The following is a 24026-nucleotide window of genomic DNA, read 5'->3' on the forward strand; positions in this document are numbered from 1 at the left end:
GTTGCCAGGTCCGCAGCGAGCTGTGAATGAGCGTTGCGGCCTGCGTTTGTGTCAGGCCGGTTGCTTCGCGTGCCGTGCAAATGTCCGTCGGCGAAGGATTTGAAGAAGGCCCTTTCGGGCCTCGGTTTGGATGGTTAGGCATGTGTCCATGCGCCTGGTGGTGGTTGCGTGGTCACGATCCGCGCCCGGTTGCCTTCACGAATCGCACGTCGCTCGTGCGCATGCTGAACGTCAGTCGTGCCGGCTCGCCAGTGCGAGGGTTCGCCTCGACGCGGGGCATTGCGTAAAGGTCGGTCGGCAGTGGAACCCACACCGAGTTTCGCCCGGTTGCGCCGGACACGGTAACGCTCAGTTCAGCGTCAAGAAAATCAGGACCGACCAGCTCGATAAGCTTGCGAAGCGTCAGCCGCTCCGGCGTGTGCTGTGCGCTCATACCGCGCTCCCTGCGGCGATTTGAGTGGCCGTGTCGGCGGCGGTATTGCACAGCAGCCAGCACGATTCGAGGATAGCGCCCTGCCCTTCGACGATGGCCTGCGCGTCGCTGTTGCCGCACTCACACAACTCGGCCACGGCATCAGTGACATCGCGTTCCCATTCGACGCGAAGGTCAGTACTTCGACGCGCGGGCAAGAACACGGGCGATTCGATCACGGCCATGGTGGCCTCGGGTGTGCTGCCATCCCAGCAACCGCGCGCGCTGTCCCACGCGCTCTTGTCGAGGTCGCCCGCGTCACGGAGGTTGCCTACCAGGTCGGCCCAAAACAGGCTCTCGCCGTCCATGAAAAATTCGTTGTCCGTGTCGCCGTCCTTCAGTCCGGTGCCGGTAGGCTGCGTGCGAAGCAGCGTCTTCACCCGTTCAGCGTATTCGCTCATGGTCATCGGTTTTGACATCTTCAATCTCCAGCCCCTGAGTCCCGAGGCGCGGTGGACACAAAGGCTGCATCCATGCCTGAAAGTATACGCTCAATGAGCGCATTAGTCGATCAAAATATCGTGTTATTTGTTGTGTTATTTTTGTGTTATCGTGTTATGATTGACCCGTCAGACCTTCTGACACTTCATCAATCAAGCACAGGGAATTCATCATGAACAAGGGTAGTTTTGTCGGCCGCATTGCTAAGGCCCCGGTCTTCCGTGATGGTGGTCGCACGCCGGTTTGCTTCTTCACGTTGATCCGCAACGAGTACGCTGGCAAGGACGAGGTGACGGGCGATGCCCGCGAAGAGCGCAAGGTTGCGATTCCGTTCACGATCTTCGGCTCGCGGGCCAAGACGATTTCGGAGCATGCCTACGTCGGCGATCAACTCGTCGTCGAGTACCGCCTGGTCAACAACGATCGCGAGGTCCAGGGCGAGACGGAATACGGCTTCAGCTTCATCGTCGACGACTTCGAGTTCGGCGCACCTGGCGAGACGAAGCGCCAGAAGCTTTCGCAGCAGCAGCGAGGCTGATTGATGACAGGCGATGCAGTGACCGCCACCGAGTTCGATCGGGTGAAGCTGCTGCATTGTCGTCGCTGGGAGGCTCGTTCACTGGAAGCAGTGCGGGCCTTGCTGGTCGATCAAAAGCGGCTCAAAGACGTGGCGACAGATTACGGGATGAAGCCACAAAACGTGAACACCTTGAGGCGCCGATTCCTGGCCAAGATGGAGAAGGCAAAGGCAGTGAAGCTGCCCACTTCCGAATTCATGGCGGCCGTGGCGCCGGAAGGTGTTTCTGTTCTGGAGCCGTTCGCGAGCGACATCAAGCAGCTCGTCAATCACGGTTACTCACAAGCGCAGGTCAGCGAATTCCTTCGAGCAAACGAAGTGAATTTCACGGACAGCGAACTCAGCAAATTTTTAGGGGTATTGAATGAAAACACTGGTTCTGGCGAATCAAAAGGGCGGCGTCGGTAAAAGCGCCATCGGTTGCCAGTTCGCGTACTACCTGGCACAGCAAGGTAAGCGCGTTCTGTTCATCGATCTCGATCATCAAATGAACTCGTCGAAGGCGCTGGCCAAGAATGGCAAGGTCACTTCGGCTGAACTCACTTCGAGCGCATTGCTCGGAGGGCAGCTCGATGCGCTGCCAGCCGCGCCGTTCGTGCTGGTGCCGGGCGACGACGTACTGAGCAGCTTGGAGCGTCAGCCAGGCGAACACAACAACTACGTCAACGCCTTGAAAGCATTTCTCGAGAAGGTCGATGGCCAGTTCGACGTGTGCATCATCGACACGAATCCGAATCCTGATATTCGTTATGCCGCGGCCCTCATCACCGGGCAATTTCTGCTCTCCCCTATCGAGCTGAATCAGGAGGCCATCGACGGCATCGGCGGCTTGCTCAATCACAAGCGCTACGGCTACCGGAAGATCAAGGCCGCGATCAACACCCAACTCGAATTGATCGGCATCTTGCCTAACCTGGTCGAGCCGACGCCGTTCCAAAAGGGCAACTTCAAGCAACTGGTGGAGCATTTCTCCCAACTGCTGATCCTGATCGATCCTGAAAAGAAGCGCTTCGCGTACATCCCTACCCGGACGGCCATTGCCGAGGCGCAGGCCGAAGGCGCATACCTGGCCGACATGAAAAAAACCTCCGCGCGCGACGCTTGGCGAGAAATCAAGCCGTCGTTCGAGGTGATTGCAAAACGTATGGCTCTTGAGGTTTAAACGAAATGGCACTTGACCTATCCGCACTCGATGAAGAGCCCGTAGGCATTTCATCCAAAGCCAAGCCTGAAAAGCAGGCAAAGACCCCGCCTCGCGCGCCGATCGGCCTCTTCGTCGAAGACAAGGACCAGCCGCGCACCGAGTTTGACGATGCCGAATTCGAGGAATTCTGCGAAGACGTGAAGGAACGCGGAATTCTTCAGCCGCTGGTTGTTGTCGAGCAGGCCGACGGCAAGCTGTTGATCCGCTTCGGCGCCCGTCGCTTTCGCGCCGGCTCCCGCATCGGGCTCGCCGATCTGCCCTATGTGGTCACGGAAGATCCTCGCCAGCTCGACGACTACGCGCAGGTCAGCGAGAACGAACGTCGCAAAGGGTTGCAACCGCTGGAACTGGCGAACTTCATTGCAAAGCGCCTGAAAGCTGGCGACAAGAAAAAGACGATCGCCAGCAAGTTGAAGATCGACCCAAGCGCTGTTACGCATCTGCTTGCGCTCACTGATGCCCCGCCTTTCCTGCTGGAGCTGTATCACAGCCGCAAGTGCCGGACTGCCCAGTACCTGTACACCCTGCGCAATCTGCATGCGCAAAATCCTGAGCTGGTGGAGAACCGGACGGCAGCAGCCGAGGAAATCGACCGCGCGTTCCTGGCCGCTCTCTCAGAAGAGGTGGCGCCCTCGAAACCACCGGCCACCACAGGGTCCACCGAAGGCGGCGCTTTGAAAGATCCTCTTGATAATATCAAGGGCGAGTCCGAGGGCTCCAGCGGCGGCAACGAAGGCGGTTCTGGCCACGATTCCACCGACGACCCCGGTACTGACGGGCCGGACGTGCAGCACATTCCACCGCACAACCCGGACCTCGAAAGCGATCCGCCTGGCCCAGGCGATCCGGACAAGCTCAAGAAGCCACTGCTGCTCGCCAAGTTTGGCGACAAGGAAGTCATGGTTGTCCTGAAGAAGCGCCCCACGTCGGCCGGGCTCGTTTTCATCAGGTTCGAAGACAGCAACCTCGAAGAAGAGGTCAACATCAGCGATGTCGTTCTGACCTTGCTGACTGACTCCAAGGTGTGAGCGCCAAAGCCCTCCCCGAGCGTGCAAAGCACCGCCTGCGTCTGGCGGCCGGCTTGCTCCGCTCGGAGGGGCACACCTTCGACGTGCCCCGTGATGAGTTCTACGACCAGGTGCAAAAGGCCCTGGCCGCCCTGAGCGCAGAGCGCCAGGCGCGATTGAAATCGCTTGTCGACTGGGTGGAGGTCTACGACAACGCCCTCCCCTCTCAGGGGCCGACATCCTCCAAGCGTTCCTGACAGTCCCCGCACATCAGGTTGAGGTTCGGCTTCCCCCACGCGTTCACGCCGCACTTGCTGCACGAGTACTTCCGGCGATTCGACTTCGACGCTGGCGTCTCCAGTTCGACTCCCATTGCGATCAGGTCGGCAGCTTCCACGCCCTCGACGGTTCCAGCCATCACCTGGTCAACCAGCTTCTGGACCGGTAGCCGATCCCGCCATGTGATGGCGAGCCTCGACAGCAGCTCGTTGCAAGCGGCCTCAAACGGACCTCCTTCGATGATGTAGTCCATCATCTGCTCGCCGACTTTCTTGCCGCCTGGCTCCCCAGTGTTCGACGGCATCAGCCCGATCGCTTCCATCTTCGCGCCCCACTCCTTGTTGTGGTAGCTGCGCCGGCCTGGCTTGCCGAAGTGGAACTGCCATTGATGCGCCATTTCGTGAACCAGCGTTTGCATGATTTCAGCCGCAGGGATCACCGCGAACATGGCCGGGTTCATGGCTATCTCGTCGGTCTTCACCCCCGAGCTGTTGACGAAACGCTCTGACGCGAAATACCCGTAGGACCTCTTATCGCGCTGAAACGTCAGAAGGCACTTCGGCAACTGGCCTTCGTAGAGCGCGTCGTTGAAATGGTCGTACGCCATTTCCAGCTCGGAATACGCCTCGTGAGTGGGCTGCATATCTCTCCCTGTTTCTGGATTGTGCAATCCATATTGTGCCGTGACTTTTGGATTGTGCAATCCACAAGGCACTAGACAAATAATAATAAGAATGCGATTATTATTCTTATTACCAAAGGAGCCCGGACATGGACCTGAATCCCGAAATCCGCGAGCGAGTCATCGCGGCGGCCAATACGCTGTACGAGCAAGGTGGCCGGGTTGACTTCCCCCGCGTCGACGACGTGCGCCGCATGGCCAAGGTCAACATGAATGACGCCTCGATCGTCATGAAGGATTGGCGCCGGCAGCAGACGGCCACGCCGTCCACTGCTCCTATCGCGGTGCCCGACCGCCTGCGCCTGGCGCACGAAACCGCCCTCGCCCAGACATGGGCCGAGGCCCAAGACATTGCCAACCAGGCTCTCCACGCTGCCCAGGCAGCTTGGGATCTGGAACGAGCCGAAGCGGACGCCGTACGTGCGGAACTCTCGGCCGCCTTCGACGGCCAAGCCGTCGAGCTGGAGGCGGTGCGCGGTTCGGTGCTCACCCTCGAAGCACAGGCAACCGCATCAGCGACGCGCCTGGCCGAGTTGACTCAATCGCTCACAGCGATGACCGAACGTGCCGCCACGGCTGAAGCGCGAGCGGTCGAAATCGAGCGCCGGGCCGATGACCTCCGGGTCGAGTTGGACCATGCGCATGAGGCCCGCCAGCGCTCAGACACCGAAATCACCCGTCTCAACAGCGCCCTCTCCGCCGCTCAAGATGCAGCGAAGGTCGCTGTGGCCGAGTTGGAAACCGAACGCCGTAAGCACGTCGAATCCGTCGCCAAGCTGGAGGGCTTGGCCGCCGACCTGGCCACCGCAAAGGCCAATGCGGCATCCGATCGCGCGGTCGCTGTTAAGGCTCAAGCCGGGCTCGACGCCGCCAACGGCAAAGCCGGCGAATTGGCCCAGGAAGCAGCAAACCTCCGAGGTCGCCTTGATGCGATCGCTGCCAACGCCGATCTGGCGCAAGCGGCGCTCGATGCCGCCAACGCAAGAGCTGCCGAAGCGACACGCGAAGCAGCTACGCTCCGCGGCCGTCTTGAAGCAATGGAAGCCAATCGTGCCGAGCTGCTGCAAGCCCTTGGCGGTGCGCAGCCTGGCGCTGATGGCAGCGCGAAGACGCCTAGCGGTGGCGGCACTCGCAAGCGGTAACGCACCATGAATCCCGCTGACATCTGCGAGTGGGCCGGGTCACTGTTGGGGATCGCGGGCGCTTTGCTGCTCGCCCTCAATCTCAAAATTTCCCGGTACGGGTGGTTTGTCTTTCTGGCCGCTAATGTCGCCATGATCGCCTTCGCGATCCTGATCGATCGGAGAGGGTTGCTGCTGCAACAGGTCACGTTCACCGGGACAAGCTTGATCGGCATCCACAGGGCAGGGTTCAAATTCAAGCTGCAGCATCGCCAGCACTGACGATGTTTGATCGCTGACCGCGATCGAAGAATCAACAGGCGCGCAGGGCGCGCAAGTCAGGCGAAGCCTGCCTTGATGGCTGGCTTTGGGGCCGCGTCACGCAGGGCGTGACGCTTCTCCCCCTAGCGCCTCGCTCGGTTGTGGATTGTGCAATCCACAATCGACCTCGGCGGGGGGAGGGGGCGTCGAGAACTCTTGATAATTTCAAGAAATGGGGAGTGGGGAGACTATTGCAGGATAGGCACGAGGTGCCGTTTTGGGCCATACTGCCCCATGTTGTTGATTGCTTGGTCGGACGCCACCATTAGTGAAAAGCCCGCCAGGTACTTGAAAAACTTCCGCCAGGGATAGTGAAAACTTCCGGCAAAACGGCCTCGTAGGCCGTCTGGTGGGCTCAATGTGGAATGTCAGGAGAGAGGCCATGCAAACGACCGTCGTCGCCAGTCCTACGGGGACCGCCACCCCAAACGCCCCCGGCCAACAGGGGCGGAGGAAGGGGGGCCTCGCAGCGCCAGGCTGGCGCCGCTTTTGCAGCTGGTGCGGTAGACAGACGGCGGTCAAGACCGACGGCCGAAACCTTTTTTGTGGGGATTGCCGGCGATGAACACAGTCGCACGTGCCGGCTCACGACGGGTCAGGCGTTGCGGGAAATTTTCACTTTCCGTGGCGAGATATCGGGAAGCTTTCACCAACCGTGTCGCGGCTCAACGCAGTCGCGACACCATTAGTGAAAAACTCCTTTGGAATCAATGCTGGGGTTTTCACTTTCCGTGGCGATTGGGGTGGGCAAATGGAGGGGTCTGACAAGCGCTTGAAGGTCGACTTACGCGACCTGCGCGAGCCTTGGCTCGCTTGGTGCAGAGCGCGCTCAACGACGCCTAGTGATGCTTTTCGACAAATCGTGGCGAAATTGACGGGTCAGGGCGCTGGCCAAGTGCCGCATTCGGTCGTTGTCGACGAACCCGAAAAGCCCACGGTTAAAAGAAAAGTCAGCCTGACGCCCTCCGAATGGGATGCGATTGAAAGGCAGGCGGCCGTCGATGGCTTCTCGCCAGCCCGCTGGATCGTTGCCACGATCCGCGCCAGGCTGACCAGCACACCTCAGCTCGGCCAGTCGGACATCGAGGCACTGACCCAATCGAATCTGCTGCTCCTGGCCATGGGGCGGAATCTGAATCAGATCGCCAAGGCCTTGAATGCAGCTCCTGAAACCCGAGCCGCCTACAAAGTCCACGTCATCGAAGAGGCGAGGGCGTTGATAGCCGAACACACCACCCAGGTATCCAAGGCCATGGCGGCCAACTCGAAGCGCTGGAGAATCGAATGAGCACCAAGACATACGTCGACGGCATGCTGGTCGACTGGGGCGCTTCGCTCTTCAACCAGACTCCCATCGGTGGCGCCAAAGGCGCAAAGAAGGGGCTCACGGGCGTTCCGTTGGGGCCGAAACCGAAGAAGAAGGGGAAGAGCGGTGGCGCAATGCAGAAGGCTGACGCCAAGGCCATCCGCAGCAAGCTAGGTTCGATCGCAAAGAAGGCGCCCGAGGTCATGGTGAAGATTTCCGGGGGAGGGAAGGGCATGCGTCACATCAAGTCGCATCTCGACTACATCTCTCGGAATGGAAAGATCGAACTCGAGAACGAAGAGGGCGATGTGCTCACTGGTATTGAGGATCTACGCGAGCTGCGGAAAGAATGGCAAGACGGTGGCAGTCGCATTGCGGATGAGAGTGATGTCCGCGAAGCGTTCAACATCGTTCTGTCGATGCCTGCCGGCACCGACGAGCTAGCCGTCAAGCGGGCAGCGCGAGACTTCGCGGCCCAGGAATTCGAGGGGCATCAATACGTGATGGCACTACACACATTTGCCACCGACCCTGATCCGAAGCCTTCCAAGAACCCTCACGTTCACCTAGCCGTGAAGGCCCAAGCTGCGGACGGCACGCGCCTCAACCCACGCAAGGCGGACTTGCAGCGCTGGAGGGAAGGCTTCGCAGAAGCCTTGCGCGAGCACGGCGTAGAGGCGGCTGCGACGAATCGTCAGCAGCGCCTAAAGCGAGACAGAGGCGAAAAGCAGCCGGTGCGTCAGATGCGCGAACGTGGCGCCAGCTTGGACCGGGTAGGGAAGGGGAGTGCGAGCCCGGAGCGGATCGCGAAGGCCAAGCGCACTGAAGCCAAGGTCACCAACCGCTACCGGCAGATCACGAAGGCCCTTGCCTCGTCGCCGGATGTCGAGGACCGAAAGCTAGCCGTCGGACTTGTGGAACGGCTGGCGGAAGAGCGTCGCAACGAGTCGATCCGCAGCACGCCTGGCAGGCCAGAGAAAGACGTCGAGCGCTGATGCTCCACAATGGGCGGCCATGAATACTGGATTCCCGCCCCCTATCTCCAGCGTCCTTGTCACAGGTGGTGGCCGACGCCTCGGCGCCGTCGTTTTGACGCGATTCTCATCGACGTGTTGGCCCATCCCAAGGTGATCGCCGCGCGCGTCTCCACGGAGAAGCCTGACGTGCATCCAGACTGCCAGGCTGTGGGAATCGAAGTCTTCGGCCGCAAGTTAAAAAAAAGACCTCCCAAGGGAGGCCTGAAACTGCCGAAGCGGGGAGGGAGGAGGGGAGAGAGTGCTCCGGCAGGGAATCGTGGCTTCTAGGGGCGTTTCTGGAGGCTTGCACGACCTTCCGTTAAACGGATGGCCTCTGCGAGCTTCTTCGGAAGAGGGATACCCAAGATCGTCAGCTTGGGCGCCTGTTGCGGCCGAGGGTCCTCGACACCATCTGCAATACTGGCTGGACCCCATCCAGAAAATTCCGGTACCTCACGGCCCTCCAACGATCCTCCGCGCCTTTCACATTCTTCGTAGATGCTTTGCAGGTCGCCAGGTGACGGCAAAGCACCGTAGCTCCAGCGCCCGGCGTTGGCACGCTCCCTGAGCAATCGCACCATGTGTGCGATGTCAGCCATCATGACGGAGGCGCGGAATGACACAGAGCTACCTTCAAGCGCGTACTGCGCTGAATGCTCGATGTCATCAAATAGGCGAGCTACCGCCCCAAGCTTGAATTTTTCGCCAAGGTGGTTTCCCACTAGATCTGCACGCCGGCAGAGTTCTTCTCCGACCAACGCCATGTTACGGATGACGTGCAACTCCAACTGCTCGATGCTCGCCGCCCTGAAGGCTCGATCATCAGGTGCACGATGTCTGGCCACGTCAGATACGACATCAGCAAGATGGCGGACCTGCTCTGCAATCTGTGCGCCCCCTTCTTCGCGGAGTTGTTCTTCGAGCTGTGAAATTGCGCCCTTAAAGTCGCCTGGTGGGCCAGCGTGAACCAAGAAAATGCGATGACTCCTAAGAACACGGGTCAGCAACTCGACCTGCCGAAATCGGACCCTGGTCTCGGCGCTCTCGTGATGCTGGCGTTCCATCGAAAGACGCGCTTCCAAGTCCGCATTTTTTCGCAGAAGAACGGTTACCGTCGCTTCCAATTCGACCGACGTGAACGGCATCAGGTCGTTGGCCAGGCCACTGGGTTTTGCGTCATTGGTCATCTTGCTTCCCTGAAAGTAGTCTGAAGGCGCTTGCGGCCTTCCGTGGGGGATACCAACTCTCTGCGATCAGCTTCGCTCTCAAGTCGGCTGTGTGTCCCCATGTGCGGCGACGGCTCGTACGCACCAGCGAACAAATCGAATGTCTCGCCGGCACCAGCGGTGCGGCCTTCGGAATCAGGCAGCGTCGCATTCCACCTGGCCGCAAGAAGGTCGCGCATCGCCAAAGGGAGATACGCCCGGCCTTGACCGTATGCACACTCGTGAACGAGGCGCCATTTCGTGCAGCCGGCCTGTTGCGGGACAGCCGGCGTGAACAGCACATCGGCGTCAGCGCCGCGAGCGAACATAAGCGTCAACAGCTCGACGCCATAGGCGGGGCCTCCACTGAGGCCCTTGTAGTAGGGGTTGTCACTCCACAATGCCGTTGCATGTGCAACGAGCATCGTGAGCGGAGTGCGGCCGTAGTTGTCTGCGCGATTGACATCTGCGTCGCAGTCGACGATCAGATATCGCAACACCTTCATGCAGATTTCCGCGTCCGGGAAAGGCGCATTGGTCAACGCTAGGTGAAGCAGCGTGCTTCCTAGGTCTGTGACAGCCATATTCACGTCGATATGAACAATGGCCGGCACTGTGATGCCGCTTGGCAGGCGATCAGCAATGCGGTAGTGCTGCCCCCAGGTAACAACTGCGGCCGGAATCGGCCAAGCCCTCGTCGAATCCGAGCTCAACTGCATGCCTACTCTCCGTCTCGGCCGACCTGGTCGTCGCCGCGGATGAAAATCTTCGTGGTGACGTTGTTGAGCAGCGGAGCTAGACGCCGGCGCCAATACCCGCTTGTCGCCACGCCCTCTTCGAGCGCGGTCTGATCGACATCGAATCGCATCGCGCCAAAATGGTATTCATCGGAAATCGCTTCAATGTCGTTCGCCGCGACAGCATCTAGTCGTACGAGCACATCCGCAACAGCTTCGTCGACGCTAGCGGCGTCTGTCTTGAACTCCGGCGCCCGCGCGCCAGCGCTCTCGCTCAGGCCGTTGGCCTGTTCACTGGAGCGTGTGTCATTGGTCATCTTGCTTCCCTGAAAGTAGTTATTAACAATAACGATTTAACATAAGGCACATTGTCGTGTTTCGGACAGGCGTATATTGAAAATCGGACAGGCCAAGCCGGGGGAACAGTGTTCCTGTGGAGTCGTGGTCAGCCATTGGTGGTTTCCTCGTTCTCGGTCTTTGCGTTCCGCCTGGCCAGCGACGCGCAGGCACGGTCCATGACGGTCATTTCTCGTATGCCGTGGATTCGTCGCTGCTCTTGAATCTCCCACTTCATGCGTTCCTTCGTCCAGCCGAACGTTGTTGAAGAAATCAGGAGCCGATCCATCATTTCAGATCGGGCCTTTTTCTTCCCTTGCAGCAGCGCTTCATCGAGCAGTCGAGGAATCGGGTGCTGGTGGTAATACCACCACGATTCCAGTGCAGCCAAGTAATGCATGAAGAGCTTGAGATGCTTCACGACTCAACCCTTCCCGGTTGTTCAGGATTTCCGGAACTGACGCTGACCTTGAAGCTGGGGTCTTCAAAGTAAGGGAGCATCTGCGCAAGCATGGGCTTTGCCGAAGCGCCCAGGATGACGGCATCGCGCTTACCCAGGCTCCGCAGCTTGTCGGCCGATATCGTCTGGCGTCGTTCTGCACCGGCTTGGTCAGACTGCGCGACGATGCTGGCGATTTCCTCTGCAATGGTCGACGCCGTGGCACTGTCCCTGATCGGCAGCACGGTGCGGATCGCACACTGCGCCCATACGCGGTTCTCCTTGCCGTAGACACCATTGAGCTGGGGCAGGCTCTGGATGGCCAGCAACGGCTTTATGCCGTAGCTCGGGAGATACGCCAGCGCGCTTTCGAGGAAGCGGAGTCGGCCCAGGGCCGTCAGCTCGTCGAGGACCAGCAGGAGTGGGTGGGTGGCCTCTTGCGCGTGCGGGACTGTGCCGTGGCGGATGACCAAAGCCAGAAAGGATCGAAGCAATGGCAGCAACCGGCCGATGTCGCGGGCCGCGACCGTCACATAGATCGTCATTGGGGTCTTGCCGCCGCAAAGCGCAGACAGATCGAATGAACTGCACCTGGTGTTGCGGGCAACGTCCGGTGAAGCGAAGAAGGCCAATCTGTCGCCGACCACGTTTCGCACGGATGCGCGAGTCGTCTCGGACAGCTCCATGTACTCCGTCGCTGCGGTCCTTGCCGCGTGACCCAGCTCGTTGTCGGGGATCAGTGTGGAGTACGTAGCGAGGGTTGCCTGGAAGACGGGATCATCGGCCATCGCCCGCTGTACCTCGCCCAGACTGGAGCCCAAATTGCGCCGCTGGGCGATGATGAACAGAGTCAGCAGCGACCGAGCCCGGTAACCCCAGAAGCCCCCGCCATCCTGGCCGTTGTCCAACAAGTCTGCGGCCAACGCTTGAATTTCCAAAAGCTCATCCGCCGTATCACGGGGAATGGCATCCAGAAGATTGAAGGTGTCGGCGCTATCCAACTCACCGAAGGCAAGCCGGCGCACCTCGTTGTTCGCACCTGTACGTCGCCAGTGCCCCGTCAGGTTGTACAACTCCCCTTGCACATCCAACACGACCGCGCTTTCCCGCCACGTCAATAGCGTCGGGACAAGGATCGAGACGCCCTTGCCACTGCGGCATGGGCCGAGCACGGCGACTGGGCTCATACTCGAATCGATAAGTGGATGGCCATCTATGGCTCCGATGATGACGCCCGACTTGTTGCGGGCAACCGTCTTGAAGCGTCGAGGGTTGTCCCAAACCGGGTTACGGAAGATGCCGATCAACTTAGAAATCAGCTTGCGCATGTAGTACTCCCTTTTTTCGTTAGTTATGTCGCGAAGGCCCCGCTAAGGAAAAGGCCTGCGCACACGAGCCAGCAAACAGCCATCAGCGAATAGCGAGGTGGCTTCACGTCTTTCATCACTTCTTCAATCTCAGCGGACATTCGAATGTTGCGGTTGCGCCAGAGAAAGACAGCCAGGTATGCATTCGTGCCTGCCTTCAGCAGGCAGTAGGCAGCGATCAGCAAGAGCGCGTAGCGCATGGCCCATAGGTACTCTCCGGCCACAGCAGTAGTTGCGTTGTCCATGTTCATTCCTGTGTACTGTATATTTGTCCAGTATGAGCCGAATGCAGGTTATGGACATGGTTCGCTCGCGCGAACGTGGGGTCGTCATCCCAGGGTGGCAGCGCGGCCGATTGCGGCCCTTCCGGGGCCTCCTGACCATCACGACGGTGCATATCCCTGCCCTGCATCGCTACCTCAAGGTCGGGCGCATGCACATGCAGGAGCGCCACGACAAGCCGCCCCCTGAGCTGTGGGATATCGCGCCCATTGAAATGCACGTCGACTGGTGGAGCTACGGCGGCATCGAGCGCATCGAAGACGGTATCGGCGGCGTAGTCGACTACGCCCAGACTTGGGTGCTTGTACCGGCGCGTGAAACGCTTGAGGGCTACCACGGCAGCGAGCGAATCTGAGTGCCGGAATCTCATCGTCGTCACTCGCGCTCAAGGGCCATCGAAGAAGGATGGCCCGTCGACGGCACGGTCATACCGAAATGAGTACCCGAAATCGTCGTCGTGGTCATGCCCGTTTTGCTCGCCAACTTGCAGTCGCGCGCGTACGGTATCGAGCTGGCCGACGATGGCGGCCCTGTTGCTCAGTCGAGTGCCTTGAAGCTTGATTGTGACCTGTTGGAGCGGGTAAGCGTGCGTCTTCCAATCAGGGGCGGGCAATCCCGCTACGCGTTCCGGTAATGGTTCGGGCCAATCCCGAGGTACTCGGTCCGCTAAGAATGGGTGGAGTTCATGCAGCTCGATTTCGAGAGTGCTTCTCACGCTTTCAAAGAAGGCGTCATTGCCCTTGATCCATCCCTCGACCCATGGGTGGCTTTGCATGAAGCCAGGTGCCTCGCGGAAAAGCACTTCGAGCAGTTCGCGGTTCTCGTCAATCCGCTTAAAGAGCCCTCCGGTGTCACCACGAGTCGTCGCAAGCACTTCGAGCTTTTTGAGCTTCGCGTTCTTGAAGAATCCGAACATCTATCTCTCCCCTACTTCCCAGCCGCCGAAATTGGGTCGCGGCTTTCGCCCGGTAGCGCATAACATGCGCGTCCCGAGCGAAGTATGCGTCAAATGCGCGCGTGAGAGTGGCGTGGAAACAGTGGAAACAACGCGAAGCCCGGAGAATTCACCGCTCTGGCGTCGGTGGTCTTTGCTTCCCCGCTTCCGCGGGGTTCTTGTGCTCTGGCTGCTGCTGCACAGGTGAAGCGCGTTCCGCTTTCGGCTCGGGTATCTTGCCGGCGTCGAGCGCCTTGGCCACGGCGCCCTGCGCCTGTGTCAAATACTTGTTCTGCAATGATCCATCACCGGGGAATCGCTGCGAGTACGCGTCCTGCACTGTCGCCAAGCCTGCGTATGTGCCCTTCAGCTCGGGGTGCTTGGCCACGGCCTCGGCCGGTGGCAGGTGCTCGAATGCCACCGCGCGCGCCGGTCGGATCGCCTCAGAGAAGATCTCCTTCACGCCTTCGAGGTCGCCGTGGAAACTGCGCTTCGCCGCTTCGTTCCACTGGCCCTTCGCGTTGTCGATCCGAGTCTGGTCCAGCTCGTATCCAGCATCGCGGGCAATCTGGCCAATGAATTCGCGCGTGGCGCGGCCGTTGCCTTCGCGAAAACCGTGGATTGCGTTCCACTCAGCGTAGTAATGAGCCAGTCGATCAACAAACTCGGGCTTTTCGAGCCCGCGAAGGCCGTTCTCCTTCTCCAAGTCCTTTGCGAGCGAGCGCGCTTGGCTCTCGATGAACGCGGGCTGCGCAAACTGCGAGCCGCCCTTGGCGATGTTCACCGTTCGTAGCTCTCCGGCCCACTCGTACACGTCCTGGAACAGGTGTTTGTGTATGGCCTGCAATTGCGCCAGGTCGTGCTTGCCACTGATCGGTTTCTCTCGCAGCTCAGCAGCGCGAAGCGCGGTGGCTTCGTACTCGAACTCAGTCAGCTTTGCATCGTCGCGGATGTCTTGCTTGTTGCGAAGAACGCGGGTTCCGGGGTAGCTGTACGGGTCGCCGAACTCCCGCACGATCAGCGCCCCCGAGCGGTGGCTACCTTCGGGCGAGCTGCCGCCAGTGGCGGCGTGTCTTCACGGGAGTGGGTGCGGCCCGTCGCGCGCGCAGCGCTTGCCTTCACCGCCTGGTCGTACGTCAGCTTGCCTTCGACGACGGCCGCTGCATCAGCGAGAAATTCGGGGGTCGGCTTGTGCCCCTCGATGCGAGTGTTCGCGAGCGCCTGAGTCATCGCGTACTGGCGTTCTGCCTTCGTGCCCATAACGTCCTCCATGACGGTAGTTTGAGCGCGATTTTATCACGTCGCCGTATCTACGCGTTGCTACATTGGGCGGAAAAGTTTATACTTGTCTCAACATTTTCTAGGAGTCAAGCATGCCGAACAAAGCAGCTCTCGTCGCTGTCGAGCAGAAGGTGCAGGAGTGGGGCAATGGCCTCGCCGTCCGCATCACGTCGCCCGTGGCCAAGGCCGCGCATTTCAAGCTCGGTCAACCGGTCGTGGTCGAGGTCGTCGAAGACGGCATCTTGCTGCGCCGCCTCGGCGAGCCGAAGCTGTCGCTGTCGCAGATGCTCAAGAAGTTTGACCCGGCAGTGCATGGTGGCGAGGCTATGGCCTTCGCGCCGATCGGCGTCGAGGCTGGCGCCTCCAGTGCGCACGAGGTCGCTTGATGGCGGGAGTGTTGTGGGTGCCTGATCGTCGTGACGTGATCTACATCGACCACAGCCCACACATGGGAGACGAAATGCCCGGAGAACATCCGATGCTGGTGTTGTCCACCAAGGCCTTCAACGACAGGACGAGCATCGTCATTGGCTTGCCAATGACGCACTCGCCGATGAACGAGAGCAATCCGTTCGCGGTGAAGCTGACGGTAAAGAAAGGGACGGAAGCTTCGTACGTCCTGGCGCACCAGCCCAAATCCTTCGACTGGCGCGCTCGGACTGCGAGGCCGCATCCCATAGGGCAGGTATCGCTTGCCGATTTTCAGGAGTGTTGTGACCGGCTGAACGCGATCATTTCGATTTGCTAGCCGGCATCGAAAGGGAGAGTACAAAATGAACCGTGCCACTTTACATCTTGACCCCGACTTCGGGACTTCCCTCGTGAAGGCCAAGCACACGCTCGCCTTCGTGCTCGCGGTGTTGACCGCACCATTCCGGTTCGCTACGGCCGTCGGCCGTGGCTTCTTCCGGACTGTCCGTGCGGCCTTCCTCGGCGCGCTCGGCCTGGCTCTGGTGGGCTGCGTGGCCTACGGCCTGATCCGGGTCGTCCTCTACCCTCTGTTCCACTGAGGGAGCCGGCGCCATGTCCGCCGTGCTTGTCGACCCGCACCCGCAGCAGCTCACCTTCGTCGAGCTGGACCAGGCGCTATCGCGCTGCATGGCAGCTCATCCGCCAGAGGGCACCGATTTGAAGATGCACCCTGACGCAAACCGAATGGCAGACCTGTGGGCCGCGATGACGATCGAGCGCAGCACGAGCGTACCGATCGCCGATGTCGATCCGCGCGTGCTGGAAGCCTTTCAGCGCTGGTTTCTCCCCGCGTGATGTCCTGCGGCAAATGGTTGCCATCACCGATCAGACCATGAGCTTCCCAGAAGCCGTCGCTGCGGGCGAGGCGGCATTTCAACGGATCGCTGGTCGCCTGTCCGATCATCTGGCCCACGGAAAGAGCGCCCCAAACCGGCCGCGGTGCCCGTTCCGAATCTCGTTGAAGGCCCACGCCTGGCTCGTTGGCTACAACCGCGCTCACGATGAATTCATGGCGCAATGGCACGATGATCGATGAGTAGTCCTTTCTCGCATTTGCTCCATGAACTACGCCTGCGACATACCGTGCGCCAGGCGGACTTGGCCGCGCTTATGGGCTACGAGCAAAGCTATGTGTCGGCTTTGGAGATTGGTCTGAAGGGGCCGCCGACCCCCGAATTCGTGGAAAAGCTGATCGCGGCATTGCCGCTGACGGCGGTAGAGGCCGATGAAGTCAGAGTGGCCGTCGAAGCTTCTCAACGGAAGCTTCTGATCGATGTCGATGCGCCTCAAGACGTGTACTTGCTGCTCCATGAGCTACGTCGCAAGCTGCCGTCCCTGAGCCCAAAACACGTACGACTGGTCAGCGATATTCTCGCAATGACCGACGTTCGATCCGAGCCATGGTCCGATCCATTGCGCCGGATTCGCAGAAAGAAAAAGGAAGCTTCTCCTGATGTCGGCTCGGCTTAATCGCCATGCAGCATCACGCGGGATCGGCCCCCTCTTCCCAATGACGGCCTTATCCACCGCCCGCCGCTGACTGCGGCGCCTGTGGAAAACCCACCTCGTGCAATCCGCGAGGTTGCAGTGGGTTTCCCACAGGTGCAGCCCGTGGATAAAACCGCGCAGGATCTTGCAACGCCATTTCCGACGATGCGCCGGCAAGCATCGCTCGACCTGGCGATGGTGGCCACCCTGCTCGAGTACCGCCATTTCTGGCGAGTCTCTGCGCCTGGTGGCTCGTTCATGCCGTCACGTTCCGGTCGAAAATCCACCTGCAGCATCGCCATCACCAGCGATGGTCGACGAAAAAAGCCGACTTCCCGAAGGAAGCCGGCTTGGCCTTTGGCATCGCGCTTGGCCGCCCTACCCTACCGGTTGCACTCCGGCGCGAGGCCATCGACCGTGCGTGCGAGCTGTTCTGTCAGCCGTGTGGAGTAAGGCTGCGCAGGATGGACAGCATCAGCCATGTCATCAGGGCTGAAAGGGACGGCTCCCCAGTTCGCAAAGGTTGCTCCTTCTTCTTTCGCTACGCGGCTTGCAATGGCGTCATAGGCATCACGCTGATCGACCCACCCCTCTTTCACTCGGGACAGGCCTGTGACGATCGGCACCTTTCCCAATGCCTTGACCCGCTGCACCATCGATCGCAACGGCTTTTCGTACTCGAAGCCGTTGCCAGCGTCGTTCAGGCCATGCTCGATCACAACAAAGCGCGTCGTGATCGGATCGCTCAGGAGGAAGGGAAGCCGTTTCAGCGCGAAATCACCTGGCACAGACCGATCCGTGACCGTCACCAAGGGGCGCAGTCGCACCAAACCCATGGCTGGCGGTTCTTTGATATGGGCAGGTCCAACGCCGTCGATGTTCGTGCCGCCATTCAGGACCGAATCCCCGTATAGCGTCACCGAACAATCGGCAGGTCCGGTGTCCGAGCTGGGCAGCGCTTCGGCCGGCGTCGACGTGGCCGCGGCCGAAGGCGTAGATGCCGGCGCCGGGGCGTTCGCAACCGGCAGCATACCCATCGCCGGGCTTCCGCCTCCGCCGCCTCCACCACCGCCGCACCCAGCATTCGCCGCAGCAAGGACGAACAGCAGAGACAGGCCAGGCCTATGAAGAATGCGTGCGGCCCCGTTCACCGGAATCCCCAAGTCACACCGACGGCCGCGCCAACCCGCGAGCTGCCCGAGCTGGTCCACGAAATGCGGGCGTTTACCAAAACGTTGTTGCTTACGTAGTGATTCACACCGACCGCGATCGCGTTCTCACCACCATATGTGCCAACGGCAGCGCTGACGCTCGAATCGCCATCAGCCCTCGCGTTCGGCACCAACGCCGAGGCCGCCATGGCCATAGCACCGACGCCAGCGATATGCCGTTGCGTCTTGGCGTCGAGCGCGTTGATGCGCATGTCCGTGTAGGCCCGGCCAGCATTCGAGCTGCGATCTACCATCGAGGTGACTTGGCCAAGGTTTGTCGCGTCAGTCGGCGCCACACCAGGTGCAACGTTGGTGATCTGCCGCTCAGCACCAGCACTTCCGACCGAGACAGTGTTGTCGCGATCAGCCACCGAACCCGCGCCAACGGCAACCGAGTTCGACCCCGTGGCCGATGCGGGCGGCAAATTGTTCGGGTTCGTCGATGCGAGCGTATTGCCGATCGCGCCGAAAGCACCGCCAACGTTGTTGTAGGTGACGCCGTTGATGGTGTAACCCGGCGCGGAGACAGTGCCAGTCTTCGAGTCGTAGGTCGACCCGCCGCCGAAGTTTGCGGCCGTCGATGCACCAAGCGTGTTCACGTTGTTCCCGAGCGCGTTGAGCGCCGTGTTCGTCGCGTTGAGCTGGCTTCCATTCACCGCATCGGTGCTGGTGGAGGAAAGCCGCCCGGCCGCCACATTCGTGATGGTCCGCTCGCTGCCTGCGGCACCCACGCTGACTGTGCTCGTAGGCGCAGTTCCGGCGAAGCTGTACGCGATGGTGTTGAGCGTGGTCCCCGTGGTGCCGACCGCCGTTGCAGTGGTCGAGCCAGCGCCCAGGGCGACATCGTTGGCATTGGCTGCTGACGCGCCCGAACCCAGTGCAATGCCGTTCGTCTGTGCCGCCTTGGCGGTGTCGCCGATGGCCACACCACCAGCACCACCAGTCGTTGACGTGTTGCCGAGGGCAACAGAGCCCTGCCCTGTCGCGATTGACGCATTGCCCATGGCAATGGCGCCATTGGCCGCGCCACCTGTTGCTGTGCCATCCGATGTGGCGATCGAATTGAAGCCGGCTGCAACGGCGCCAGTGCCGTTCGCCACGCTCGGATCACCGATGGCTACCGCGCCGGCGCCAGTCGCCTTGTTGCCAGCACCAATGGCCACCGCAGAGCCGACGCCGGCTTGACCTGTTGCCGTCGCACCTGAACCGATCGCCACGTCGCCAGCGTTCGTCGCCGTGGCTTGATAGCCCAGCGCGGTGCTCTTTTCGCCGGCCGCGCTGGCGCCCTGACCGAATGCAGACGAAGACGCACCGCTGGCGTTGGAGCCAGCTCCTACCGCCACCGCGCCGGCGGCCGAGCTTTGGGCGCCAGAGCCGAAAGCCACGGTGTCGTCGGCGCTGGCAACCGCACCCTTGCCGCCACCAATTGCATTGTTTCCGGAGACGACGGTGCCGGGTCCAACGGCCACCGAATCCGTGCCACTCGCCACCGAGGCCGCGCCCGTGGAGTTCGCCTGAAAGTACTTCGTCTTGCCGTCGGTGTAGGTGTTGGCCTGGTTCAGGGTGGTGATGGCCGTGGCATCGGTGTACGCCTTCGACTGGTTCAGCGTGTTCGCCGATGACGCATCGGTATAGGAATTGGCTTGGTTCAGCGTCGTGATGGCCGTGGCGTCGGTGTACGCCTTCGACTGGTTCAGTGTGTTCGCCGACGACGCATCGGTATAGGAATTGGCTTGGTTCAGCGTCGTGGTGGACTTCGCATCGGTGTACGAATTCGCTTGCGTCACGGCCTGATTCACTGCCTGCCCCGTCTTGGAATCCGTGTACGCATTCGCCTGGCTCAACGTCGATGCCAAGCCGCCGTTCAACTGGTCGACATTGACCGCATCCGTGCCCGCCGTGCCTGCCCCAAGCCCGGTCAGTTGACGGCCGCCGACTTCCACGCTGTTGTCGCGCGTTGTCTGCGTGCCGGCACCCAGAGCCACAGAATTGGCATTGGAGGCATTCGCCCCAAAGCCAACCGCCGTCGCCGCGGTGCCGGACGTTCTGGTCGCCGCACCCAGTGCAGTAGATTGCTCGCCGACCGGCAGGGGGATGACGACGAAATTCCCTGCCGCATCTTGGCAAGTGGTGTTGGAGCAACCACCAACCGCAACAGAACCCTTCGCGCTGGCGGTCGCTGCACCACCGACGGCCACAGCCTGGAGTCCAGCAGAAGCCGAAACGCCGACAGAGGTTCCATTGATGTCTGCGGTGGCACCCACGCCGACAGTGGTACCGAGAGTTGTAGTGCTTCCGACGACCTGCGCGAAAGACACGCCGTGCATCGAGATAACCGCGATCGCAGCGGCGAGGTGAGAGAGTTTGAATTTCATTTGTTGATCCCTGAGTTGAAGTTTTTGGTGCTGCCGTTGAACGCGTGATGCACCTGGAGACAAGATCCGACGCCCATTGCGTAAGGCCGCGAAAGCAGGGCGTCGGAAAACGCTGTCGCGGAATTGGCTGGTGACGTGCACACGGCATAGCCGTGCGTCATGGCAAAGGCGTCACCCATGGAGGTACCTACTGAGAAGCCAGATCACCGAGAGGTGAAGCGGATAGAAGGCGTAGAAGGCCCACCGAACGCGAGGGACGTGCAGCGTCACCTTGTGGGAAAGCAGGACCAGCGGCAGCGCAGCAAGCGCCCAGTGGTTGCGGTTGATGACCCAGAGGGCAGCGCACGACACCACGATGAGTACGAGGGAACCTGCACCAGGTCGACGCGCATAGAGCCAGAAGCCCACGCAAAGCAGGACGGCGGGCCACCAGAATTCGACCGAGCTGCCGCCGATCGCAACCACGAACGCAGCGCTGGCGATGCCGATCGCACCGCCCCTGTGGAGCAGCGCGATCGCGAGGACCGCCACCAGCAACATGAACATGATGTTCAGTGGCCACCAGCCACCTAGCAGCGTGTTCAGCGCCAGAAAGGCCGGCGTCGAAAGCACGCCGACAGCCAGCAGCCGGACGCCAGTTCGACGTGCGGCACCGGCTTCGAGCACCCCCGGCCGCGCCAGGTTGTAGGCCAGCACGAAGGCGAAGATCGGCATGACCAGGCGGCCCAAAATGAACAGCAAATGCACCCGGTCCCCGAGCAAATACTTGTTCACGTGGTCGCCCGTCATGAGCACCAAAGCGCTCCATTTCAGGGCTTCCAGCGTTCCGTCGGCAACAGCAAAGCTTCGCGGCCCCGCAGCCGCGGTCGAAATTTGAGTTTTCATGGGATGGCTGCGCTAGGCAGGCGTTCGTGGTTTGGCCGCTAGATCAGGCTTGCCAGCCTTGTCCGGAAAGGTCGCTTTGCAACCCTCTTTGAACCGCGTGCAACCCCAGAACGCTCCCTTCGGGCCAGGGATCGATCGCAGTTCGCCCACCTTGCACTTCGTGCACTTGTAGACAGGCTTCGGCGCTGTGTCGGGCTTGCCCGCCTTGTCGGGGAACGTGGCCTTGCACCCCTGCTCGTATCGACTGCAACCCCAGAACAAACCCGTTTTCCCCTTCAGGCTGCGCAACGCGCCTTCCTTGCAGGTCGGGCATCTGTAGACAGGCTTCGGCGCCGTGTCCGGCCGCCCTGCTTTGTCTTCGAACTTCGCTTCGCACTTGTTCGGATCACGATTCCAGTTCGAGCAGAACCAGTACGCGCCATTGGCGCCGACCTTGCGTCGGAGGTGTCCGTCCTTGCACGTCGGACACTTGATCTCCGCCGTCAGCGGCTTGCCGTTGGCGTCCTGATACCGCGCATCGCACTTGTCCGTCGCGTGGTTCCAGTTGCCGCAGTACCAGTACGCGCCCTTCTCGCCTTCTTTGCGCCTCAGCACACCCGACTTGCACTTCGGGCACAGCGTCGCACCGGCCGCCAGCGGCAGCTTCATCGTCGCTGTCCGTGCCTGCGCCACCACGTCAGTGACCCATTCGACGGTCTGCCGCATGAAGTCTTCATAGGACAGCTCGCCCGAGGCAACCTTGTCCAACGTGGCTTTGAAGATGCCAGCGCGTGCCGGGTCCTTCACCGACATCGGCAACGCTTCGATGAGGGTGCGCGCGGCCGGCGAGGTCATCTCCTTCTTGCTGCCCTCTTTCACTGGGATCACGAGGTTGCGCTTGCGCAGATCGGCCGTGATGCTGGCGCGTGTCGCTGGCGTGCCGATACCGACACCCACGCCCTCGCCAGCATCGTCGCTGTCTTCGACCGTCCCGAGCTTGAGGCGCAGCTTGGCTTCAGGGTCATCCACGAATTTGTAGATGTTCGCCATCGCCGCCAGCGCCAGCGCTTCATCAAAGCGCGGTGGCGGCGTCGTGTTCCGGCTGGTCGACTCGCACTTCGTGCATGTCACCCCATCCCCCTGTGTCATCGTCGGCAGCGTCTGCTTGTCGTCGCCCTTCGTGTCGGCCGCCGCGGCATCCTCATCGACCACCTCGGCATACACCGCCTTCCAGCCCTCGGCCACGGGCGTCTTGCCGGTCGCGGAAAACTTCTCGCCATCGACATCGACGCCGATGACCGTGTGCATGAACTCGTAAGGTGCCGCGAACTGCGCCAGGTAGCTACGCACAATCAGGTCGTACACGTTGCGCTCGGCATCGGTCCAGCCCTTCGGGTCGACCGCGCCTTCCGGCACCGCTGGGATCACGCCGTGGTGGTCTTGCCCGTCCATCTTTGCGTCATCGAAAGCCGCTGACTTTCGCGACGCGTCGAGCACGCTGGACAGGCCAGACAGGTCCGGCCGAACCTTGAACACAGCAGCCATGACGCGCGGCGCATCCGCATGCGCTGCCAGCGACAGGAAGCGGTTTTCGCTGCGCGGATACGTCGTGACCTGGTAGGTCGAATACAGCTCCTGCGCGGCCTTGAGCACTTCAGCGCCGGAATAGCCGAAGTGCTTGAACCCTTCGATTTGCAGCTCGTTCAGGGACATGGGAAGCGGCGCACGCTCCTGCTTCTTGGTCTTCGCGTAGGCCGTGATCCGGCCAGGCTTGCCGGTCAGCCGGGATGTCAAAGACTCCGCCACGGCCGCATTCGTCAGCCTGCCCTCTTCGTCGAGGCCGGCCTGGTCCTCCGACGGTTTCCAGTTCGCCCGGAAGACTCCGTTGGCATGCGCAACGGCCGCCGATAGGGTGAAGTACGGGATCGGCTTGAATGACTCGATAAGCTTGTCGCGCTCCACCCAGATGTAGAGCAGTGGCGTCTGCACGCTGCCGACAGGCAGAAGACCGTCGTAGCCCAGCTCACGACCGCGCATGGTCATCGCACGCGTACCGTTCAACCCGACTAGCCAGTCATAGTGACTGCGAGCCAGCGCCCAGCGATACCACCCCTGAAATTTGGCCTCGTCGTTGGCGCGTGCGTTGGCCACCGCCTGCTTGACCTTCGACTCGTTGTAGTCGTTGACCAGCACTCGCTTCACGGGCTTGGTGTTCCCGTAGAAATGCAATGCTTCGTCGACCAGCAGCTGCCCTTCGGCGCCAGGGTCGCCGAGGTGGTAGACGACTTCGCAAGAGCGCAGCAACTCGGCCAGCTTGCCGAGACGGGCCTTGTTCTTCTCCATCGGGAAGATGACCCATTGATCCGGCACGACTGGCAGATCGACCATGCGCCAGACCTTCCGCCCCGTCGCAGCAGAAATCGGCACGTCGTCGCCCAGGTAATGGTCAGGTTTAGCCTGCTCGAAGGCGTGGCCGGAGAGGGCCACGAAGGCGTGATCGCCTTTCACCAGGTACGTGCCGTGGTCGGCCAAGGTTCCCGGAAGAACCTTGGCCACCGCTTCGGCGAGAGTTTTCTTCTCCGCAATCCAAAGGAACTTCGTCATGCGTGC

The 24026-nt window shown here is 61.0% G+C and carries 32 protein-coding genes and 1 pseudogene; 17 read left to right on the forward strand and 16 right to left on the reverse strand.

Annotated features, from left to right (window positions below; all coding sequences use genetic code 11):
* Positions 1-172: 172 nt before the first annotated feature.
* Positions 173-433: a hypothetical protein gene (locus ACGLHS_RS31635; RefSeq protein ID WP_394485818.1), complete on the reverse strand. Its 261-nt coding sequence runs from the start codon at positions 431-433 to the stop codon at positions 173-175.
* Positions 430-891, reverse strand: coding sequence for a hypothetical protein (locus tag ACGLHS_RS31640; RefSeq protein WP_394485821.1), 462 nt, complete (start codon positions 889-891; stop codon positions 430-432). Before ACGLHS_RS31640 ends, ACGLHS_RS31635 begins: the two co-directional genes overlap by 4 nt.
* A 194-nt stretch (positions 892-1085) precedes the next feature.
* Between ACGLHS_RS31640 and ACGLHS_RS31645 the strand changes: the two genes are divergently transcribed.
* The 5 genes from ACGLHS_RS31645 to ACGLHS_RS31665 are packed head-to-tail and all read left to right on the forward strand — an operon-like array spanning position 1086 to position 3958.
* Positions 1086-1451: a single-stranded DNA-binding protein gene (locus ACGLHS_RS31645; protein WP_394485824.1), complete on the forward strand. Its 366-nt coding sequence runs from the start codon at positions 1086-1088 to the stop codon at positions 1449-1451.
* Positions 1452-1469: 18 nt separating this feature from the next.
* Entirely contained in the window at positions 1470-1898 is a 429-nt protein-coding gene (locus ACGLHS_RS31650) for a hypothetical protein (RefSeq protein WP_394485827.1), read from the forward strand.
* Positions 1855-2652, forward strand: a complete 798-nt coding sequence (locus tag ACGLHS_RS31655) for a ParA family protein (protein ID WP_394485830.1) — start codon at positions 1855-1857, stop codon at positions 2650-2652. The genes ACGLHS_RS31650 and ACGLHS_RS31655 overlap by 44 nt, the downstream gene beginning before the upstream one ends.
* Before the next feature lie 5 nt (positions 2653-2657).
* Positions 2658-3722 (forward strand): ParB/RepB/Spo0J family partition protein, encoded by a 1065-nt coding sequence (locus tag ACGLHS_RS31660; RefSeq protein WP_394485832.1) that lies wholly within the window; start codon positions 2658-2660, stop codon positions 3720-3722.
* A complete protein-coding gene (locus ACGLHS_RS31665) occupies positions 3719-3958 on the forward strand; it encodes a hypothetical protein (RefSeq protein ID WP_394485835.1) in 240 nt (79 codons plus the stop codon). The genes ACGLHS_RS31660 and ACGLHS_RS31665 overlap by 4 nt, the downstream gene beginning before the upstream one ends.
* Here ACGLHS_RS31665 and ACGLHS_RS31670 read toward each other — a convergent pair.
* The gene (locus ACGLHS_RS31670) at positions 3928-4623 is read right to left on the reverse strand and encodes a SprT-like domain-containing protein (protein WP_394485838.1); all 696 of its coding nucleotides are present in this window, start codon (positions 4621-4623) and stop codon (positions 3928-3930) included. The two genes, ACGLHS_RS31665 and ACGLHS_RS31670, sit on opposite strands and share 31 nt — an antisense overlap.
* A gap of 128 nt (positions 4624-4751) precedes the next feature.
* On the opposite strand from ACGLHS_RS31670, the gene ACGLHS_RS31675 reads away from it, so the two are divergent.
* From ACGLHS_RS31675 to ACGLHS_RS31695, 5 genes and pseudogenes are all read left to right on the forward strand, one after another.
* On the forward strand, positions 4752-5804 hold the full coding sequence (locus ACGLHS_RS31675; RefSeq protein ID WP_394485841.1) for a DNA-binding protein: 1053 nt from the start codon (positions 4752-4754) through the stop codon (positions 5802-5804).
* A 6-nt stretch (positions 5805-5810) separates the two neighbouring features.
* Positions 5811-6065: a hypothetical protein gene (locus ACGLHS_RS31680; protein WP_394485843.1), complete on the forward strand. Its 255-nt coding sequence runs from the start codon at positions 5811-5813 to the stop codon at positions 6063-6065.
* A 694-nt stretch (positions 6066-6759) separates the two neighbouring features.
* The gene (locus tag ACGLHS_RS31685) at positions 6760-7392 is read left to right on the forward strand and encodes a hypothetical protein (protein ID WP_394485845.1); all 633 of its coding nucleotides are present in this window, start codon (positions 6760-6762) and stop codon (positions 7390-7392) included.
* Complete coding sequence (locus tag ACGLHS_RS31690; RefSeq protein WP_394485847.1) at positions 7389-8405, forward strand: relaxase/mobilization nuclease domain-containing protein; 1017 nt, start codon at positions 7389-7391, stop codon at positions 8403-8405. Before ACGLHS_RS31685 ends, ACGLHS_RS31690 begins: the two co-directional genes overlap by 4 nt.
* 114 nt (positions 8406-8519) lie before the next feature.
* Positions 8520-8612 (forward strand): annotated as a pseudogene (locus ACGLHS_RS31695) (dihydroneopterin aldolase); the annotation flags it as partial.
* A 98-nt stretch (positions 8613-8710) separates the two neighbouring features.
* On the opposite strand, the gene ACGLHS_RS31700 reads toward ACGLHS_RS31695, so the two are convergent.
* The 6 genes from ACGLHS_RS31700 to ACGLHS_RS31725 all read right to left on the reverse strand — a co-directional run bounded on the left by ACGLHS_RS31700 (position 8711) and on the right by ACGLHS_RS31725 (position 12761).
* Positions 8711-9613: a hypothetical protein gene (locus ACGLHS_RS31700; protein ID WP_394485849.1), complete on the reverse strand. Its 903-nt coding sequence runs from the start codon at positions 9611-9613 to the stop codon at positions 8711-8713.
* Positions 9610-10350, reverse strand: a complete 741-nt coding sequence (locus ACGLHS_RS31705) for a hypothetical protein (RefSeq protein WP_394485853.1) — start codon at positions 10348-10350, stop codon at positions 9610-9612. Before ACGLHS_RS31705 ends, ACGLHS_RS31700 begins: the two co-directional genes overlap by 4 nt.
* A 2-nt stretch (positions 10351-10352) precedes the next feature.
* The gene (locus ACGLHS_RS31710) at positions 10353-10685 is read right to left on the reverse strand and encodes a hypothetical protein (protein ID WP_394485855.1); all 333 of its coding nucleotides are present in this window, start codon (positions 10683-10685) and stop codon (positions 10353-10355) included.
* A gap of 128 nt (positions 10686-10813) precedes the next feature.
* Positions 10814-11125: a hypothetical protein gene (locus tag ACGLHS_RS31715; protein WP_394485857.1), complete on the reverse strand. Its 312-nt coding sequence runs from the start codon at positions 11123-11125 to the stop codon at positions 10814-10816.
* Positions 11122-12471, reverse strand: coding sequence for a type IV secretory system conjugative DNA transfer family protein (locus tag ACGLHS_RS31720; protein ID WP_394485860.1), 1350 nt, complete (start codon positions 12469-12471; stop codon positions 11122-11124). The genes ACGLHS_RS31715 and ACGLHS_RS31720 overlap by 4 nt, the downstream gene beginning before the upstream one ends.
* Positions 12472-12494: 23 nt before the next feature.
* Positions 12495-12761, reverse strand: coding sequence for a hypothetical protein (locus ACGLHS_RS31725; RefSeq protein WP_394485862.1), 267 nt, complete (start codon positions 12759-12761; stop codon positions 12495-12497).
* A gap of 44 nt (positions 12762-12805) precedes the next feature.
* Here ACGLHS_RS31725 and ACGLHS_RS31730 point away from each other — a divergent pair, with 44 nt between their 5' ends.
* Positions 12806-13147 carry a hypothetical protein gene (locus tag ACGLHS_RS31730; protein ID WP_394485865.1) on the forward strand — a complete coding sequence of 114 codons (342 nt, stop codon included), beginning with the start codon at positions 12806-12808 and terminating at the stop codon, positions 13145-13147.
* A gap of 30 nt (positions 13148-13177) precedes the next feature.
* On the opposite strand, the gene ACGLHS_RS31735 is transcribed toward ACGLHS_RS31730, so the two are convergent.
* The 3 genes from ACGLHS_RS31735 to ACGLHS_RS31745 form a co-directional block, all read right to left on the reverse strand.
* Complete coding sequence (locus ACGLHS_RS31735) at positions 13178-13708, reverse strand: hypothetical protein (RefSeq protein WP_394485868.1); 531 nt, start codon at positions 13706-13708, stop codon at positions 13178-13180.
* Between the two features lie 148 nt (positions 13709-13856).
* Positions 13857-14741, reverse strand: coding sequence for a putative adenosine monophosphate-protein transferase Fic (locus ACGLHS_RS31740; protein ID WP_394485870.1), 885 nt, complete (start codon positions 14739-14741; stop codon positions 13857-13859).
* A 2-nt stretch (positions 14742-14743) separates the two neighbouring features.
* A complete protein-coding gene (locus tag ACGLHS_RS31745; RefSeq protein WP_394485872.1) occupies positions 14744-14986 on the reverse strand; it encodes an antitoxin VbhA family protein in 243 nt (80 codons plus the stop codon).
* A 113-nt stretch (positions 14987-15099) separates the two neighbouring features.
* Here ACGLHS_RS31745 and ACGLHS_RS31750 point away from each other — a divergent pair, with 113 nt between their 5' ends.
* From ACGLHS_RS31750 to ACGLHS_RS31775, 6 genes are read left to right on the forward strand one after another with little or no spacing between them, the layout of a single operon-like run.
* Entirely contained in the window at positions 15100-15393 is a 294-nt protein-coding gene (locus ACGLHS_RS31750; RefSeq protein ID WP_126025927.1) for a PbsX family transcriptional regulator, read from the forward strand.
* A gap of 35 nt (positions 15394-15428) precedes the next feature.
* Positions 15429-15755 (forward strand): type II toxin-antitoxin system PemK/MazF family toxin, encoded by a 327-nt coding sequence (locus ACGLHS_RS31755; RefSeq protein ID WP_394485875.1) that lies wholly within the window; start codon positions 15429-15431, stop codon positions 15753-15755.
* A gap of 25 nt (positions 15756-15780) precedes the next feature.
* Positions 15781-16017: a hypothetical protein gene (locus ACGLHS_RS31760; RefSeq protein ID WP_394485877.1), complete on the forward strand. Its 237-nt coding sequence runs from the start codon at positions 15781-15783 to the stop codon at positions 16015-16017.
* 13 nt (positions 16018-16030) lie between these two features.
* Positions 16031-16273, forward strand: a complete 243-nt coding sequence (locus ACGLHS_RS31765; RefSeq protein ID WP_394485879.1) for a DUF3717 domain-containing protein — start codon at positions 16031-16033, stop codon at positions 16271-16273.
* A 13-nt stretch (positions 16274-16286) separates the two neighbouring features.
* The gene (locus ACGLHS_RS31770) at positions 16287-16514 is read left to right on the forward strand and encodes a hypothetical protein (protein ID WP_394485882.1); all 228 of its coding nucleotides are present in this window, start codon (positions 16287-16289) and stop codon (positions 16512-16514) included.
* Positions 16511-16948 (forward strand): helix-turn-helix domain-containing protein, encoded by a 438-nt coding sequence (locus tag ACGLHS_RS31775; RefSeq protein ID WP_394485884.1) that lies wholly within the window; start codon positions 16511-16513, stop codon positions 16946-16948. Before ACGLHS_RS31770 ends, ACGLHS_RS31775 begins: the two co-directional genes overlap by 4 nt.
* A gap of 401 nt (positions 16949-17349) precedes the next feature.
* On the opposite strand, the gene ACGLHS_RS31780 is transcribed toward ACGLHS_RS31775, so the two are convergent.
* The 4 genes from ACGLHS_RS31780 to ACGLHS_RS31795 form a co-directional block, all read right to left on the reverse strand.
* Positions 17350-18003 carry a GDSL-type esterase/lipase family protein gene (locus tag ACGLHS_RS31780; protein WP_394485886.1) on the reverse strand — a complete coding sequence of 218 codons (654 nt, stop codon included), beginning with the start codon at positions 18001-18003 and terminating at the stop codon, positions 17350-17352.
* A gap of 110 nt (positions 18004-18113) precedes the next feature.
* Complete coding sequence (locus ACGLHS_RS31785; protein WP_394485889.1) at positions 18114-20552, reverse strand: YadA family autotransporter adhesin; 2439 nt, start codon at positions 20550-20552, stop codon at positions 18114-18116.
* Between the two features lie 171 nt (positions 20553-20723).
* A complete protein-coding gene (locus tag ACGLHS_RS31790; RefSeq protein WP_394485892.1) occupies positions 20724-21437 on the reverse strand; it encodes a TraX family protein in 714 nt (237 codons plus the stop codon).
* Between the two features lie 12 nt (positions 21438-21449).
* Positions 21450-24020, reverse strand: coding sequence for a DNA topoisomerase (locus tag ACGLHS_RS31795; protein WP_394485894.1), 2571 nt, complete (start codon positions 24018-24020; stop codon positions 21450-21452).
* Between the last annotated feature and the right edge of the window lie 6 nt (positions 24021-24026).

This window comes from Variovorax sp. VaC1 (assembly GCF_043658315.1).
Lineage (GTDB): Bacteria > Pseudomonadota > Gammaproteobacteria > Burkholderiales > Burkholderiaceae_C > Variovorax.